Annotated in this window: 14 protein-coding genes; 7 read left to right on the top strand and 7 right to left on the bottom strand. The window is 67.1% G+C overall.

Translation table 11 applies throughout. The features are described 5' to 3' along the window. The first annotated feature begins 57 nt into the window (after positions 1 to 57). The 3 genes from K6L26_RS09560 to K6L26_RS09550 are packed head-to-tail and all read left to right on the top strand — an operon-like array spanning position 58 to position 3,383. The gene (locus K6L26_RS09560) at positions 58 to 1,542 is read left to right on the top strand and encodes a carotenoid oxygenase family protein (protein ID WP_221853027.1); all 1,485 of its coding nucleotides are present in this window, start codon (positions 58 to 60) and stop codon (positions 1,540 to 1,542) included. 9 nt (positions 1,543 to 1,551) lie between these two features. After that, positions 1,552 to 2,766 (top strand): sensor histidine kinase, encoded by a 1,215-nt coding sequence (locus K6L26_RS09555; RefSeq protein ID WP_245008715.1) that lies wholly within the window; start codon positions 1,552 to 1,554, stop codon positions 2,764 to 2,766. After that, positions 2,763 to 3,383: a response regulator gene (locus K6L26_RS09550; RefSeq protein WP_221853026.1), complete on the top strand. Its 621-nt coding sequence runs from the start codon at positions 2,763 to 2,765 to the stop codon at positions 3,381 to 3,383. Before K6L26_RS09555 ends, K6L26_RS09550 begins: the two co-directional genes overlap by 4 nt. Here the strand turns inward: K6L26_RS09550 and dapC are convergent. Further along, a complete protein-coding gene (dapC, locus tag K6L26_RS09545; protein ID WP_221853025.1) occupies positions 3,380 to 4,480 on the bottom strand; it encodes a succinyldiaminopimelate transaminase in 1,101 nt (366 codons plus the stop codon). The genes K6L26_RS09550 and dapC overlap by 4 nt on opposite strands. A gap of 29 nt (positions 4,481 to 4,509) precedes the next feature. Then, on the bottom strand, positions 4,510 to 4,833 hold the full coding sequence (gene fdxA / locus K6L26_RS09540; protein ID WP_003882174.1) for a ferredoxin: 324 nt from the start codon (positions 4,831 to 4,833) through the stop codon (positions 4,510 to 4,512). A gap of 273 nt (positions 4,834 to 5,106) precedes the next feature. Here fdxA and K6L26_RS09535 point away from each other — a divergent pair, with 273 nt between their 5' ends. Beyond that, positions 5,107 to 7,122, top strand: coding sequence for an NADPH-dependent 2,4-dienoyl-CoA reductase (locus K6L26_RS09535; RefSeq protein WP_221853024.1), 2,016 nt, complete (start codon positions 5,107 to 5,109; stop codon positions 7,120 to 7,122). 6 nt (positions 7,123 to 7,128) lie between these two features. On the opposite strand, the gene K6L26_RS09530 is transcribed toward K6L26_RS09535, so the two are convergent. Further along, the gene (locus tag K6L26_RS09530) at positions 7,129 to 7,812 is read right to left on the bottom strand and encodes a GAF and ANTAR domain-containing protein (RefSeq protein ID WP_221853023.1); all 684 of its coding nucleotides are present in this window, start codon (positions 7,810 to 7,812) and stop codon (positions 7,129 to 7,131) included. 258 nt (positions 7,813 to 8,070) lie between these two features. Further along, positions 8,071 to 8,619, bottom strand: a complete 549-nt coding sequence (locus K6L26_RS09525) for a YceI family protein (RefSeq protein ID WP_019348125.1) — start codon at positions 8,617 to 8,619, stop codon at positions 8,071 to 8,073. 176 nt (positions 8,620 to 8,795) lie between these two features. Here K6L26_RS09525 and K6L26_RS09520 point away from each other — a divergent pair, with 176 nt between their 5' ends. Further along, positions 8,796 to 9,371: an excalibur calcium-binding domain-containing protein gene (locus K6L26_RS09520; protein ID WP_064895085.1), complete on the top strand. Its 576-nt coding sequence runs from the start codon at positions 8,796 to 8,798 to the stop codon at positions 9,369 to 9,371. Between the two features lie 74 nt (positions 9,372 to 9,445). Here K6L26_RS09520 and K6L26_RS09515 read toward each other — a convergent pair whose 3' ends face one another. Beyond that, positions 9,446 to 12,025: a bifunctional FO biosynthesis protein CofGH gene (locus K6L26_RS09515; protein WP_043367739.1), complete on the bottom strand. Its 2,580-nt coding sequence runs from the start codon at positions 12,023 to 12,025 to the stop codon at positions 9,446 to 9,448. Between the two features lie 202 nt (positions 12,026 to 12,227). On the opposite strand from K6L26_RS09515, the gene K6L26_RS09510 reads away from it, so the two are divergent. Further along, complete coding sequence (locus K6L26_RS09510; RefSeq protein ID WP_221853022.1) at positions 12,228 to 13,730, top strand: hypothetical protein; 1,503 nt, start codon at positions 12,228 to 12,230, stop codon at positions 13,728 to 13,730. 1 nt (position 13,731) lies between these two features. Here the strand turns inward: K6L26_RS09510 and K6L26_RS09505 are convergent, their stop codons facing one another. Then, positions 13,732 to 14,154 carry a hypothetical protein gene (locus K6L26_RS09505; protein ID WP_435405359.1) on the bottom strand — a complete coding sequence of 141 codons (423 nt, stop codon included), beginning with the start codon at positions 14,152 to 14,154 and terminating at the stop codon, positions 13,732 to 13,734. A 112-nt stretch (positions 14,155 to 14,266) separates the two neighbouring features. After that, positions 14,267 to 15,124, bottom strand: a complete 858-nt coding sequence (gene mshB / locus K6L26_RS09500) for an N-acetyl-1-D-myo-inositol-2-amino-2-deoxy-alpha-D-glucopyranoside deacetylase (protein ID WP_221853021.1) — start codon at positions 15,122 to 15,124, stop codon at positions 14,267 to 14,269. Between the two features lie 104 nt (positions 15,125 to 15,228). On the opposite strand from mshB, the gene K6L26_RS09495 reads away from it, so the two are divergent. Then, positions 15,229 to 16,464: a chloride channel protein gene (locus tag K6L26_RS09495; protein ID WP_221853020.1), complete on the top strand. Its 1,236-nt coding sequence runs from the start codon at positions 15,229 to 15,231 to the stop codon at positions 16,462 to 16,464. The last annotated feature ends 461 nt before the right edge of the window (positions 16,465 to 16,925 follow it).

Genomic DNA, 16,925 nt, shown 5'->3' with positions numbered 1-16,925 from the left:
ATACGAATCAGCCGTGAAGCCGTCGCGCAGCAAGGTCCGAAGCGGCACCGTAGAGGTATGACGACCCAAGCGGTTCAGCAGGAGTCCGAACATCCGTTTCTGAGCGGAAACTTCGCACCGGTGCACGACGAGGTCACCGTCACCGACCTCAGTGTCACCGGGACGATTCCGGACTATCTCGACGGCCGGTATCTGCGCACCGGACCCAACCCGCTGCGGGCTCCCGACCCGCGACACCACCATTGGTTCCTGGGCGACGGCATGGCCCACGGGATCCGGCTGCGCGACGGGGCGGCCACCTGGTACCGCAACCGCTGGGTGCGCTCGTCCTCGGTGTCGCGTCAGCTCGGCGAAACATGGGCCGGCGGAGCCCATACGGGCGGCTTCGATTTTCCCGCCAATACCAACATCATCGGCCACGCCGGCAAGACTCTGGTGCTCACCGAGGCCGGCGCGCGCCCCTACGAACTCACCGACGAACTCGAGACGGTGGGGCCGTCCGATTTCTGCGGCACGCTGTTCGGAGGGTTCACCGCCCACCCCAAGCACGACCCGAAAACTGGTGAGCTGCACGCTGTCTCCTACAACCCACTGCGCGGGAATCTGGTCAGCTACACCGTCACCGGGGTGGACGGCAGGGTCCGGCGCACCGTCGCCATCGCCGTGCGTGCGAACACGATGATGCACGACTTCAGCTTGACCGAGAACTATGTGGTGATCTACGACCTGCCGGTATTGCTGGACCTGACCACCATGGTCAAGAGCACCCCCGCCCGGGCCGCGGCGCGACGGTTGACCCGGTTCGCGGCGCGGCACGCGGCACCGGACTTCGTTCTGCGGGCGGCGATGCGTGGATCCGAACGTGCCGCCCTGCCGACGACGTCCATGCCCTACCGGTGGGCGCCCGACCACGGCGCGCGTCTCGGGGTGCTGCCCCGCGAAGGCGCAGCCGGCGACATCCGGTGGTTCGATATCCCGCCGTGCTACGTCTTCCACGCCCTCAACGGCTACGACGAGGCCGGGCCCGATGGTGAGCAGATCGTGCTCGACGTGGTCCGCCACCCTGAGGTGTTCACTACCGGCGACCGGCTGTTCACCGAATCGATCACCTTGGACCGCTGGACCATTGACCTTCGCACCGGCAAGGTGCACGAGCACCGACTCGACGACGAGGTTCAGGAGTTTCCCCGCATCGATGATCGGCTCACCGGGCGGCGGCACCGGTACGGCTACACCGTCGCGCTGCCGTCGGATCCGGACGCGGCACCGGCGGCCATCGTGCGCCACGACTTGCGCGAGCGCACCGCTGACCGGGTCGACTTCGGCCCCGGGCGTGAACCGGGCGAGTTCGTCTTCGTCCCGTCCGGACCCGACGCCGACGAGAATGACGGCGTGGTCATGGGATTCGTCTACGACCGGGCCGAGCACCGCAGCGATCTGGTACTGCTCGACGGGCAGACTCTGGCACCCGTTGCCACCGTGCACATTCCGGTCCGGGTTCCGCACGGCTTCCACGGCAACTGGGTGGCGTCGGACCGTTAGCATCGGCAGATGACCGAAATCGGTTCATCTACGACATCGCGCCGCGTCAGAGGTGAACCGTCGGACTGGCACTGGATGTGGGAGAGCTACGTCTGCGGGTTATGTATTGCGGCGATCCTCGCGGTCGTGCTGCTGCGTCACACGTTCGGCGGCAACCTCCCGGTGGCCTGCGGCTCGCTCACCCTCATGGTGGTGATCGTTCTGACATTCGGACGCAACGTCATTCGCGCTGCGGATCCGATCGCGGGCCCGGTGCAGGTACGCGCGGCGGTGTTCGTGGCGGTGATGATCGGGCTGTGGCTGGTCGCGCTGCTGGCAGCACCGCCGGCCGTCGCGGCGGTTCCGGCGCTCTACCCCTTGATCTTCGCCACCTTGCCGCTGGCGGCCGCTCTGACGCTGACGTTCCTGGTGACCCTGGCGCCGCTGGGCGTGGCCGTGGCCGCCCACGGGCCGGGATGGCCGAGTCTGCCCGCGGTGGCGGCGGTGACTTTGGTGGGCGCGGTGGCGGCACCGATCATCGGTACGACGATCATGACGACCCTGCGACAGCGGCAACAGCTGACCGAGACCGTCGCAGAACTGGCAGCCAGCCGGGCGCAGACCGCTCAGCTGTCACGCGAGGCCGGGGTGGCCGCCGAGCGGGAGCGGCTGGCCCGGGAAATCCACGACACCCTGGCTCAGGGGTTCACCAGCATCGTGGCACTGGCCCAGGCCGTGCAGGCCGAGAGCGAGAGCGATCCGGCCGCGGCCGCCCGTCACGTCGAACTGATCCGCACCACCGCGCGGGACAATCTGGCCGAGGCCCGCACGATGGTGACCCGGTTGACCCCCGCCGCGCTGGAGGAGGGGTCGCTGCCGGCCGCGTTGCGTCGTCAGGCCGACGGGCTGGCCGCCGAGACCGGCATCGCCGTCGACGTCCGCATCGACGATGACCTGCCGCAGCTGGGGATGGCCACCGATGTGGTGCTGTTGCGCAGCGCGCAGGAAGCGATGGCCAATGTGCGTCGCCATGCCCGCGCCACCGAGCTTCACGTCCGGCTGCAGGCCACCCCGGACGGCGTTCGACTTTGCTTGTCCGACAACGGTATCGGACTGCCGGCCGATCATGTCGACGGGTTCGGCCTCCGCGGGATGCGGGCGCGGTTGGATCGGGTCGGCGGTACGTTGACGCTGTCCACGCCGCAGGGCGGCGGGGTACAGGTGGTCGTGGCGGTGCCGGCATGACCACTGTTCTGTTGGTCGACGATCACCCGGTGGTCCGCGAGGGGCTGCGCGGCATGATCGACGCCGAGGACGACTTGACCGTGATCGGTGAGGCCGGATCCGGGGCCGAGGCGATCGGGCTGGCCCACTCGCTGCGCCCGGATGTGATTCTGATGGATCTGCGGATGCCGGGCATCGACGGTGTCGCCGCCACCGCCCGCATCCTGGCCGACAATCCGTCGACGCACATCGTCGTCGTCACCACCTACGAAAGCGACAGCGACATCCTGCGTGCGGTCGAGGCCGGGGCGACGGGTTATCTGCTCAAGGATGCGACGCGCGCTGAGTTGGCCCGGGCTGTGCGCGACGCGGCGCGCGGCAAGACCGTGCTGGCCCCCGGCGTCGCGGATCGATTGGTGAACGCGGTGCGCTCACCGTCGGTGACGCTGTCGGCGCGTGAGGCCGAGGTGCTGGCCTTGGTGGGCACGGGCGCCACCAATGCCGACATCGGCCGCACCCTGCACATCAGCGAGGCGACGGTGAAGACGCACCTGCTGCGCGCATTTCACAAACTCGGGGTGTCCGACCGCACCGCGGCGGTCACCAAGGCCATGTCGCTGGGACTGCTCGACGGTTAGGAGAGGCGTGCGACCGCAGCGGCGATGCGCTCGTCGGTCGCGGTCAGTGCGACCCGGACGTACTGCGCCCCGGCCGGCCCGTAGAACTCGCCGGGCGCCGCCAGGATCCCCCGCTCGGCCAACCACTTGACGGTGTCGCGGCAGGGTTCGCCGCGGGTCACCCACAGGTATAGCCCCGCCTCGGAGTGCTCCACGGTGAACCCCGCTGCCTGCATGGCGGGCAGCAACAGTGCGCGGCGCTTCGCGTACCGCTCGCGTTGGACGGCCTCGTGCTCGTCGTCGTCGAGGGCGGCGACCATCGCGGCCTGCACCGGCGTCGGCACCATCATCCCCGCGTGCTTGCGCACCGCCAGCAGCTCAGCCACCACGGCAGGGTCACCGGCGACAAACCCGGCGCGGTAGCCCGCGAGCGAAGATGTCTTGGACAGCGAGTGCACGGCCAGCAGCCCGGTGTGGTCACCGTCGCACACCGCCGGATGCAGCACGCTGAGCGGCTCAGCTTCCCAGCTCAGGCCCAGATAGCACTCGTCGGAGGCGATCAGTACGCCCCGGTCCCGGGCCCAGGACACCACCTTGCGCAGGTGATCCACCCCGAGCACGCGGCCGGTGGGGTTGCTGGGTGAGTTCAGGTAGATCAGTGCGGGACGCTGCGGCCCGAGCTGGGTCAGCGAATCGGCCCGCAGCACCTGGGCGCCGGCCAGCAGGGCGCCCACCTCGTAGGTGGGGTAGGCCAGTTCGGGGACGACGACGGTATCGCCGGCGCCGATCGCCAGCAGGGTCGGCAGCCAGGCGATCAGTTCCTTGGTGCCGACCACTGGCAGCACTGCGTCCGGCGCCAGGTCGGTGATGCCGTACCGGCGTCGCAGCGCGGCTGCGGCGGAGGCACGAAGGGCCGGGGTTCCGGCGGTCGTCGGATAGCCCGGCGCCGAGCTGGCGGCGGCCAGCGCGTCCCGGATCACCGGCGCCACCGGATCAACCGGAGTGCCTACCGATAGGTCGACGATTCCGTCGGGGTGCGACCGGGCCAGCGCCGTGACGTCGGCCAGGGTGTCCCATGGGAACTCTGGCAGTACCGCTGAACGACGCTGTCGCACCACGTCAGTCTCGAAGCCGGTCTCTACCGTGCTCAGTCCTCGGCCTTGGCCGGCAGGTCCTTGATCACCTGCGGATCGTTGTCGGTCTGGCCGACCTTCGAGGCACCGCCGGGCGAGCCCAGCTCGGAGAAGAAGTCAGCGTTGGCCTGCGCGTAGCTGCTCCACTGGTCCGGCACATCGTCTTCGTAGTAGATGGCCTCGACCGGGCAGACCGGTTCGCACGCGCCGCAATCCACACACTCGTCGGGGTGGATGTACAGCATGCGAGCACCCTCGTAGATGCAATCGACCGGGCACTCCTCGATACATGCCTTGTCTTTGACGTCGACGCAGGGTTCGGCAATGACGTACGTCACTGATGTCTCTCCTGTCCAGTGGGCTGCTGGGCTCGGTGGTCGGGACTCTGATGAGTTCGACGTCACAGTATGCGTTGCCCATACTTGGACGCTCGTCTCAGTGTGCCCTAACTTCACGCGCCATCCGTTCAGGGCGGCGCGCAGTAAGTGATACTAGCCGTTGCAGATACACCTCGCCTAGTCGCCTCGGCCTATTACTTGCCCCCAAGTTGCACCCTTTCGACGCCAGTCAACTAGTTGCCTAGGACCGTCGGTCCCACCTACTCTGCCGACATGGGGTTGGCCTATCCGAACCTGCTGTCACCGTTGGACCTCGGGTTCACCACGCTGCGCAACCGCGTGGTGATGGGCTCGATGCACACCGGCCTGGAGGATCGCGCCGGCGACAGCGCGAAGCTGGCCGAGTACTTCGCCGAGCGGGCCCGCGGCGGCGTCGGCCTGATCATCACCGGCGGCTATGCACCGAACAAGACCGGCTGGCTGTTGCCGTTCGCATCCCAACTGGTGTCCTCGTCCGAGGCGCGCCGCCATCGCCGCATCACCGGCGCCGTGCACGACGCCGACGGCAAGATCCTGCTGCAGATCCTGCATGCCGGACGCTATGCCTACCACCCGTTTTCGGTCAGCGCGTCCGCGATCAAGGCTCCTATCAACCCATTCCGGCCGCGCGCACTCCGCGATGTCCAGGGCACCATCGACGATTTCGTCCGCTGCGCCCTGCTGGCTCGCGAGGCGGGCTATGACGGTGTCGAGATCATGGGCAGCGAGGGCTATCTGCTCAACCAGTTCCTGGCGCCGCGCACCAACAAGCGCACCGACGGGTGGGGCGGCACCCCCGAGAAGCGCCGCCGCTTCCCGGTCGAGATCGTGCGCCGGGTGCGCGAGGCGGTGGGCTCCGACTTCATCGTCTGCTACCGGATGTCGATGGCCGACTACGTCTCCGACGGCCAGAGCTGGGACGAAATCGTCGCGCTGGCAACCGAAGTCGAGGCCGCCGGGGCGACGATCATCAACTCCGGTTTCGGCTGGCACGAGGCCCGGGTCCCCACGATCGTCACCTCGGTGCCCGACAGTGCGTTCGTCGATATCAGCAGCGCAGTGGCCGAGCATGTCTCGGTCCCGGTGGTGGCGTCCAACCGGATCAACATGCCGCAGACCGCCGAACAGACCTTGGCCGACACGCACGTGCAGTTGATCTCGATGGCGCGGCCCTTCCTCAGCGATCCGGATTGGGTACTCAAGGCCGCCGAGGAGCGTGTCGACGAGATCAACACGTGCATCGCCTGCAATCAGGCCTGTCTCGACCATGCTTTCGTGCACAAGAAGGTGTCGTGTCTGCTCAACCCGCGCGCGGGACGCGAGACATCGTTGGTGTTGAGCCCCACGCGCCGCGCTCGCGCGGTCGCCGTCGTCGGCGCCGGGCCGGCCGGGCTGTCCGCCGCCGTCAGCGCCGCCCAGCGTGGTCACCGGGTCACCTTGTTCGAGGCGGGCTCGACCATTGGTGGCCAATTCGACTTGGCCAGAAGGATTCCCGGTAAGGAAGAGTTCAACCAGACCATCCGGTACTACACCACCATGCTCGACAAGCTGCAGGTCGACGTGCGACTCGGTGTTCGGGCCGGGGTCGACGACCTGTCCGGTTTCGACGACGTGGTGCTGGCCAGCGGCGTCACACCGCGGCTGCCCGCCATTCCCGGCATCGACCATCCGAAGGTGCTCACTTACGCGCAGGCCATCACCGGCGCACCCGTCGGTAAGTCGGTGGCGGTGATCGGCGCCGGCGGAATCGGTTTCGATGTCAGCGAATTCCTGACCACCGATCAATCGCCGACACTGAACCTCAAGGAGTGGAAGGCCGAATGGGGCGCGGCCGACCCTCAGGAGGCGCGTGGTGCGCTCACCACTCCCCTGCCCGCCCCGGCAGTGCGCGAGGTGTATCTGCTGCAGCGCACCAAGGGTCCGCAGGGCCGCAAGCTCGGCAAGACCACCGGCTGGGTGCATCGCGCCTCTCTCAAAGCCAAAGGGGTACATCAGCTTTCCGGAGTGAATTACGAGCTCATCGATGACGATGGCCTGCACATCAGCTTCGGCTCCGAGCACCGTGATCGACAGGTGCTTCCCGTCGACAACGTGGTGATCTGCGCCGGCCAAGAATCGGTGCGCGATCTCGAGGACGCCCTGCGTGACGCCGGGATTGAACCGCACATCATCGGAGGTGCCGCCGTAGCAGCCGAACTGGACGCCAAGCGCGCGATCAAGCAGGGCACCGAACTGGCCGCGCGGTTGTAGGACGCGCTATTCGCGAGAATCGATCACCTGTTGGGCGATGTCGACGAGCTTGGTGTTGCTGTCCTGGGACAGCCTCCTGAGCATCTCGAACGCTTGCACGTCGCCGACCCGGTAGCGCTCCATGATGATGCCCTTGGCCTGGCCGATGCGGTCGCGTGAGTTGAGCGCCGAGGTCAGTTGGTCGGTGTGCCTGCTGGCCAGCAGCGCCGCGGCGGCGTGCGCCGCCAGCACCGTGCCGATGGTCTCGGCTTCGCTGTCCCAAACCCTCGGCTGGAAACCGAACAGATTCAGCGCACCCGCTGTCCGGTCAGCGGTGTAAAGCTTCAACGACAGTCCGCTCAACACCCCGATTTCGACGGCGACCTTCGAATATCTCGGCCACCGCGTTTCCTCACGGAAGTCGTCGGTGCGGACCACGATGTCACCGAGCGCGGCCTCCATGCACGGGCCTTCCTGGTACGTCACCTGCAACTCGTCGAGCTGCGACGGCAGATCGCTGGTGCCCGCGAGAGAGTCCCACGTGCCGCCGTCGCCGACCAGCAATATCCCGGCGGTGTCCACGCCGGCAATGAGTTCGGTGGCGGCCTTGGTGACGTCGATCAAAATGTCGTCGAGACTGCGTGGAGCGGCGAGTGCGCGGGCTAGCTCGGCCATGCGCACAGCCAGCTCATGACGCGACAACTCCACCATGTTCGTCAGGGTTCCCTCAAGCGCGCCGTTATACACACTTCGTTTTCGAACTGGACGTTTATGGCCGATTCGGCAGGGCAATCTGCTGTAGCAGGCGGATCGCCATGGTCGACCATGGCCTTCGCCGAGGTCTCGCCGGTTCAGACCTGGAGCCGACGGGGCCGCCTGTTTCACGGCGGCCCGGCGGCCCCGGGGCGCGCAACCGTCACGCTGGAGTGGCACTGGCGGCCGGGCGCCACTCCAGCGTGACACGGCGGGTCAGGCTTGCTTGACGGCCTCGATCTCCAGGGTGATGGTGACCTTGTCGCCGACGACGGTGCCACCGGTCTCCAGCGGCATGTCGATGTCGATGCCAAAATCCTTGCGGTTCAGCACAACCGAGGCTTCGAAGCCGGCCACCGGGCCCTGGCCCATTCCCGGGTTGACGCCGTTGAACTCGAGCTTGAGTGAAACCGGCTTGGTCACGCCCTTGAGGGTGAAGTCGCCGTCGACGATGTAGTCGTCCCCGTCGGGACGCACGCCGGTCGAGACGAACGTGGCGGTCGGGTAATTCTCGGCGTCGAAGAAGTCTGCGGAGCGCACGTGGGCATCGCGCTGCTCGTTGCGGGTGTCGATCGAGGTGACGTCGATGGTGGCGCTGACCGATGGGGTTCCGTCCTCGGCAACGACGACATCGCCGCTGAACGTCTCGAAGCTGCCGCGGACCTTGCTCACCATCAGGTGGCGGACCGAAAAGTTGATCGAGGAATGCACCGGGTCGATGGCCCAGGTGCCGGCGGTCAGGTCGGTGGCTACTGCGACGGTCATGGTGTCTCCTTGGTTCGAGCGCCGGGCGGTCCGGCGCCTTCACCCAGAACTAACCGGACCACGGTCCGATTCAATTCCCGATTTTCGCGATTTTTCTTCTGATCTTGAATCCATGACGCATCATGCTCTGGTCAGCAATTTGCATCCTTGTCAATTTAAAGATCGGATCCACAGGCATGCGTATCCTCGCCGCCGCCACGGCATGTGCTGCAGCAACGACCGCCCTGATCGTCGCTCCCCTCGCCGGCGCCTACCCGAACTGCGCCGCGGCTCGCGCCGCAGGCGCCGCTCCGCTCTACGCGGGCCAACCCGGATACAGCTCGAAGCTGGACCGCGACGGCGACGGGGTGGCCTGCGAGACCGGTGGCGGCGGTGGCGGGTCCGTGTCGAGTAGCGGCAGCCTCCCCCTGTACGGCGGCGCGCCGGTGGCGACGGGCCCGGCCGGCCCAGCCCCGATCGCTCCGGCCACGGGTGGCGGCTACACCACCGTTGTCCGCTGGACCGGCACCAACTGCATCGACATCACCGCGCCGTCCGGTTCGGCCGGCACTCTGCAAACCGGCTCGCACTGCGGTGGCCAGGCCACGTTGTTCAGTTCCGGTCTGGGAGACCAGATGGTCGGAGCCGATCCGGTCATCGGCGACGCCGCAAGCCTGTCGTGTGAGATTCTCAGCGGCCGGTTGACGGACTCGGGCGTGGCCGGCGACGGGCACGACGTCAACTGTCTGACGCGCGCGAGCGCACTCTCGTAGCTCGCGGGCGTGCGCAAAATGCTGACGTGTGGCGGCGCGTCGGGCAGCAGACGCGCACGCTCGCGGTGCAGGTGTTACGCGGCCAGCGGTGAGTAATCCGTGGTGCGCTGACGGGCCGGGCGGCCGATGCCTTCGGCGATCGCGACGAGTTCGGCCACGGTCTTGGCTGAGCCGTTTTCTGAGCCGGCCATCCGGGAGATGGTCTCCTCCATCAACGTGCCGCCGAGGTCGTTGGCGCCGCCGCGCAGCATCACCTGGGTGCGTTCGACACCGAGCTTGACCCAACTGGTCTGAATCGACGGGATCCGGCCGTGCAACATGATCCGGGCCAGCGCATGGACCGCCCGGTTGTCGCGGTGGGTTGGCCCGGGACGGGCTCCGCCGGCCAGATACAACGGCGAGGACTGGTGCACGAACGGCAGCGGCACGAACTCGGTGAACCCGCCGGTGCGGTCCTGGATCGAGCGCAGCACGTTGAGGTGCCCGACCCAATGCTTCGGGGTGTCGACGTGCCCGTACATCATCGTCGAGGACGACCGCAGCCCCACCTCGTGGGCGGTGGTGACGACGTTGATCCACTCCGAGGTCGGCAGCTTGCCCTTGGTCAGCACCCAGCGCACCTCGTCGTCGAGGATCTCGGCGGCTGTGCCCGGGATGGTGTCGAGCCCGGCCTCGCGCAGCGAGGTCAGCCATTCCCGCACCGACAGCCCGCTGCGGGTCACACCGTTGGCGATCTCCATGGGCGAGAAGGCGTGCACGTGCATCGACGGCACCCGTGCCTTGACCGCCCGCACCAGATCCGCGTACCCGGTGACGGGCAGCTCCGGGTCGATACCGCCCTGCATGCAGACCTCGGTGGCGCCGGCGACGTGGGCCTCCCAGGCCCGGTCGGCAACCTCCTCGGTGGACAGCGAGTACGCGTCGGCGTCACCTTTGCGCTGCGCGAAAGCGCAGAACCGGCAGCCCGTGTAGCAGATGTTGGTGAAGTTGATGTTGCGGTTGACGACGAACGTGACGTCGTCGCCGACCACGTCGCGGCGCAACGAATCAGCCAGTGCCGTAACGGCTTCCAGCGCCGGTCCGTCGGCGGTGGCCAGCGCCAGGTACTCGTCGTCGCTGCAGCCACCCGGGTCGCGTTCGGCCGAGCGCAGTGCGGCCAGCACATCGGTGTCGATGCGTTCGGGCGCGCGGGCGGCCAGCTCGTGCACCTTGGCGCGGATCGACTCCCAGTCACCGAACGCACTGTCGAGGTCGCTGCGGGTCTCGGTGAGCCGGCCCTCGGAGTCGATCGCGGAATGCAGGTCGATGCGGCCCAGCGATTCGGATGCCTCGTCGGGCTCCTGCCAGGGCCGGCCCACCGGGTTCACGTCGAGGGCGTACCCGGTGTCGGGATCGGCCAGCGCATCGACATGCCCGCGCACCCGCGGGTCGATCCACGCCGCGCCCGCCTGCACGTACTGCGGTTGGGCGGTGAGCCGCTGCACCAGGTCGTAACCGGCTTGGGCGGTCACCTCGGCCAGATCGTCCAGCGCCGGCCACGGCCGCTCCGGGTTGACGTGATCCGGGGTCAGCGGCGACACCCCACCCCAGTCATCGACACCGGCGCCGATCAGGGCCAGGCACTCCTCACGCGACACCAGGTTGGGCGGGGCCTGGATGCGCATCTTCGGGCCCAGCACCAGGCGCGTCACCGCGATGGTGGCGATGAAGTCATCGATCCCGGCATCGGGCGTCGAGGCCATGGCGGTGTGGTCCTTGGCCCGGAAGTTCTGCACGATCACTTCCTGAACGTGGCCGAACTCCTTGTGGGACTTACGGATCGCGTGCATGGTTTCGGCACGCTCGGTCAGCGTCTCGCCGATACCCACCAACAGACCCGTGGTGAACGGAATGGACAGCCGGCCGGCGTCGTCGAGCGCGCGCAGCCGCACCGCCGGATCCTTGTCCGGGCTGCCGTAATGGGCCTCGCCCTTGGTCTCGAACAGGCGCCGAGACGTGGTCTCCAGCATCATGCCCATCGACGGTGCGACGGGCTTGAGCCGCGACAGCTCCGACCAGCTCATCACTCCGGGGTTCAGGTGCGGCAGCAACCCGGTCTCCTCGAGCACCCGGATCGCCATCGCGCGCACGTAGTCCAGCGTCGAGTCGTATCCCCGCTCGTCGAGCCATTGCCGGGCCTCGTCCCAGCGGTCCTCAGGGCGGTCTCCGAGGGTGAATAACGCTTCCTTGCAGCCCAATTCGGCACCCTGACGGGCCACCTCGAGAATCTCGTCGGGCTCCATGTACATACCCATGCCCTGCGCGCGCAGCTTGCCCGGCACGGTGACAAATGTGCAGTAATGGCAGGTGTCGCGGCACAGATGCGTGACCGGGATGAACACCTTGCGCGAGTAGCTGACCGGCAACCGGCCGGTGGCACCCCGGCGGCCCGCCGATTCCAGGCCGGCATCACGCACCCGCGCCGCGCTGGCACACAGATCAGCCAGATCCTCACCGCGGGCCGTCATCGCGATGGCGGCCTCGTCGACATTGAGGGTCACGCCGTCGCGGGCCCGGCGCAGTACCCGCCGTAGGGCCGTAGAAGATGGCGCTGCGGCCTTCGGTGGGACAGCCGGGGTGGGCAGATCAGCGCCGTGCTGGGGGTTTAGAGCCACTTTCCTGTAACCCCGTCGGTGTGCGCGATCATCCACGCGTCTCACATTCTGAAACCAATGCGCCCGGCATACCGGCCACAGTAACCCCAGCAGGTTTCGGCAGCGCGGCGCCCTTAGTGGACACACAACTTAAAGGTGCGACGAACGCCTTGCCGACCGCGTAAGTTAATTCCGTCGGGAAGGGGATACCGAAGGAGCCGTGATGTCCACAAGCGTTCGTACGTACCTGGTGGCAGGCGCTGCTGCCGCCACCGCCACGGCCATCGCCCTCACCCCCGTTCAAGCAGCTCCCGCCGATATCGCCGTCCCCGCCCACCCGACCTCCGCGCAGCCCGAGCTGACCCAGGCCATGATCGACCTGCTCGCAGCGGCCAGCCGGATGACCGCGGCAGTGGCACCCAAGATTTCCTCCGACTCCGGCGCCGCACCTGCGCTGGGATTCGCGCCCGCGGCGGCAGTTACCGGCGACGTCGCCGTGCAGAACGCGGCGAGTGACTGGCTGACGTCGGGCTACGAGTTCATCCAGGGCTGGGTCGACTGGGGCGTGGACTATGCGCAGGAGATCGCCTACTGGCTGGGTGGTTGGGGCGTACCGTTCGCCGGTTTGATCGGGGACCAGATCGGCATCGTCTATTTCGATCTGATTCAGGACATCGCCGACGCCGTGTTCTACCAGGCCATCGTTCCGATCGTGAACGACCCGCTGAATCTCGGGGTCTGGATCAACGGCGTCGGCAATGCGATCGGGAAATCGATCCAAGCCGGAATCAACTTCGGCGTCGCAGAATTGGATTACTTCTTCGGCTGGATCTTGCCGCCGCTGCCGCCGCCATTCCCCACCGTGGCCACCACCCAGACGTTGGCCGCCGCCGCGCCGGGCGCGCTGTTCCCCGGCCTGCGCGAACTGGCCGCCGATGTCGTGCTGCCGCCGGCGGACTTCGTCACCAATGCCGCGGTGAACACCATCGACGGCGCGTACGGCCTCGTGCACAACGCCGCCAACTTCGTCGTCGACGGGGCAGAGAATGCGTTCGACGCGCTGCGCCTGGGCTTCATCAGCAGGCAGATCGACATCAACTACGCGTTGATCAGCGCGCTGTCCCAGCAGGGTGTGGATCTGACCACCGACCTGATCAAGGTCCCGGACAGCTATCTGCACAATGTCCTGGTGAACGGCGAGGGTCCGATCCGGGCGCTCGGCACCGAGGCCCGCAATGTCGTCAACAGCTTCGTGAGCCACGGCAGCAGTGCGCTCGACGCGGTCGGTGACTATGTCGATGCTCAGATCAACTACTTCACCCCGGGCAAGCTGGCCACCGACACCAAGGAAGTGACGAGCGTTCCGCCGTCGGCTCGTGCTTCGTTGCTGTCGGCGCCGGCGCCGGCCGAGACGCCGGCCAAAGACGATGTCGCCACCGACTCCGAGACCGACGCCGACACCGTCGCGGGCACCCTGCAAGACCGCACGAAAGTCCGCACGCCTCAGGTGCGTTCGCGGGTGCAGCCAGCGGCCAAGGACGCGCTCACCACGGTGAAGAAGGCCGGCGATGACGCGCGTGACGCGGTCAGGAACACCGTGCGCAATCTGACCCCGAAGCCCAAGCCCAAGGCCACGCCGAAGGTCCACGAGAAGGCATCGACGGCATCCGGGAGCCAGTCGGCGGACAAGGGCAAGTCGGCCAGCGCCAAGAAAGACAAGAAGTAGCTCAGCGGCGGTAGTGCCGTCGTAGCATCGCCGCCGGTGGTAACGCGCCGGCGGCGATGAATATCAGCGAGCCGTAGGCCATCAGGCCGGGGCCGGCGAAGATGAGGTCGCTGCCCGGCCCGCCGAAGGTCATCACCACCACGGTGGCCAACCAGGTCCACAACGGCAGCGCCGCTATCCGCATGGAGTCAGTCCAGTACGTGGCCGCCCATACGAGCGCGGTGTTGAGCGCTCCGGCAGCCAGTGCGCTCACCGGAAATGGGATCGATCCGATATATGACGGCAGCAGCAGTGCACCTACGACGGCCGAGATGACGCCGTCAACCGCGAGCAGTGCCAGGACGATGCGACCTAGCACCAGGTCCGGGGGCGGGGTCAGGTCGGGATGCTGTCGAGCAGACCGACAAGCGAACCCACCACCCACTGGAAGTTGTCCGCACGGTCCTGCCAGTGCTGCAGGTTCGGATCCAGATCGGGGTCCATGAATGTCCCTTCGACGCCTCTGATTCACCGGAGCTTACCGCGTCCAGTTTTGGCTATTGCAGATTCAGTCCGTGCAGCAGGTCGGTTTCCCACCCGCGCTGGTCCCGCTCCCCCGCTTCGCCGGAGACGAGCACGTAGTGCTCTTCACCGAGCAGCGGCAGGGCGAGATTGTTCGACAGCGCGAATGCGTTGCCGTCCGCGGCGACGGTGACCTGGGTGGCATGCGCGCGCATCGCGGCTACCTTGGCCGGCAGCTGTGCGGTGGCGTCGACGACGGCATCGATCTTGTCGTCCGGGTACCCGAACGGGACGTCGCCGACGTCGATCCGGATCCAGTCTTCGGGAATGTCGCCCAGGCGCTGGAGGCCGGCCCGCATCGCGGTACTCGCCATGACCGTCCAATAGAACTTGGGGACTTTCCAGCCGGCCGCCGCGACGGCTGCGGTGGTGACCCGGTGAGCCTGTTTGTGGTCGGGGTGCCCGTACCCGCCATCGGGGTCGTAGGTGACGACGACGTGCGGCCGCAGCTCCTCGATGATCTGCACCAGCTCGCCGACCGCCTCATCGAAATCGGCATCGATGAATCGTTGTTGCTTGCGCTCCGGTGAACCTTCCATGCCCGAGTCACGCCAGCGGCCGGGGCCGCCGAGGAACTGCGGCGCACCGATGCCGAGCGCGCTCAGCGCCTTGGTGAGCTCGCTGATCCGATATCCGCCGAGTTGATCGGCGTGGTCCACCGCCAACCGCGCGTAGCGGTCCCCGATGACCTCGCCCTCCTCACCGAGAGTGCAGGTCACCACCCGCACATCGGCACCGAGTGCGGCGTAATGCGCGATCGTGGCGCCGGTGGTGAGCGTTTCGTCGTCCGGATGGGCGTGGACGAATAGCAGGCGGGGGGTTTCGCTGGGCATCGAGACCGACGATAGCCGGGGGCCGACGGCGGCGCAGGAACACCCACGTCGTCGGCATTCGCTCTGCCCTGACGAATCCGGGTATCGCGCATACATTCACTCAAGTGACCCGCCGTGAGCTTGAGTTCGGCTGCAGCATCATCGTCGTCGGGTTGTTGGCCGGCCTGGCCGGCATGGCGACAACGGTTCTCCTGCATTTCGTCGAACACCTCACTTACGCCTTCACGTTCGGCTCGCTACTCGACGGGGTCACCGGTAGCAGCCCGGTCCGGCGCGCGGTCGGCCCGATGATCGGTGGGGCGCTGGCCGGGTTCGGCTGGTGGGTACTGCGTCGGCACTATGAGGTACCCACGCTGGCTTCGACCATCACCAATCACCGTGCTGTTCCCCGGGTTTCGATGACGCTCGACGCAGCGCTGCAGATTCTGGTGGTGGGTTCCGGCGCATCCCTGGGGCGCGAGGGCGCACCCCGCCAGGTTGCCGTGGTGCTCGGTGACGCCGGCACCTCGCGATGGGCGCTCACACCCCATGACCGCGAAATTCTGCTCGCCTGCGCCGCGGGGGCCGGTCTCGGCGCGGTGTACAGCGTGCCGGTAGGCGGGGCCTTGTTCGCGATCCGGATCATGCTGCACACCTGGCATCCGCGGGCCGTCGGTGCCGCGCTGATCACCTCGGCGTTGGCGGTCGCGGTCGCGGCACCGGTGACACATGTTCGGGCTCCGCTGGTTTGGCCGGACCCGAGCCTGTCGTACTTCCTCACCGGTTTCGCGGTGATCCTGGCGCCGCTGGCGTTCGCGGTGGGCACGGCCTTCAATCGGATCATGGCGCGGGCCAAGCCCGCGGCGACGCCCACGTCGTGGCTGATCATCCCCGGCATCGCCGCGGCCGGCCTGCTCGTCGGCATCGGTTCGGTGTGGTGGCCGGAGCTTCCGGGCAACGGAAAGAGCATCCTGACGGTCAGCCTCGCCAGCGGTATGACGCTCGGTTCTGCCGCAGTGATCCTGCTCCTGAAGCCCGTGCTCACGGCGATCTTCGTGCGCGCCGGCGCGGTCGGCGGCATGCTCACGCCCGCGCTGGCCACCGGGGCAGCTCTCGGATCGCTGATCGCGCTGTCCATCAACGCCTTGGATATCCGGGCGGTCAGCGTGGCCGCGGTGTCGCTGACGTGTGCCGCCGGAGTGCTTGCGGTAACGCAGCGCGCGCCGATATGGGCCGCGTTGTTCGTCTGGGAACTGGCACGGCCTCCGCTGTGGGTGTTGCTGCCTTTTCTTGCCGCCGCCCTGGCCGCTCGCGGACTGCAATCCCTGGCCGAACGACGCGACGAAGTGAGGGTCGACTGAGCGGGCCACGGCAAACCGCGGACAACGAAATCCGTATTTTTCGAAACTGACCGAGGCTGCCACTTAGTTGCCATGGCAAACAGTGCGCGAATACCGAGACCAGCGGTCCCATTAGTGTCCGGAGCCGCACCGGACCACCTTCTGTTTTACAGATCACACTCGCGTGTCCAGTGTGGGCGCGCTAACTCGACCACGACGGCTGTAACAAGATTACCGCTGGGTAACCTAACCCCACTTATCGCCAAGCTCTTCGCTGGCAATCAATTGGCAGTCCCAGACAAAAGTTTGCCTCAGATGGGCTAGCACAGGGTGAAATATCGCTACCACGGGTCTCGCAACCACCAGCGCCAACCTAGGAAAACGCGTACTACCAGCTATATCGCGGATACCCGGAGTTCATTTGCCAAGCACTCCGCGGCTTCCGCAGACCTGAAAAGCCGATGAGAAAATTTGCAGACAGC

It is taken from the genome of Mycobacterium farcinogenes, assembly GCF_019739075.1.
Taxonomy (GTDB): Bacteria; Actinomycetota; Actinomycetes; order Mycobacteriales; family Mycobacteriaceae; genus Mycobacterium; species Mycobacterium senegalense.
This window is presented reverse-complemented; position numbering and strand designations above follow the sequence as displayed.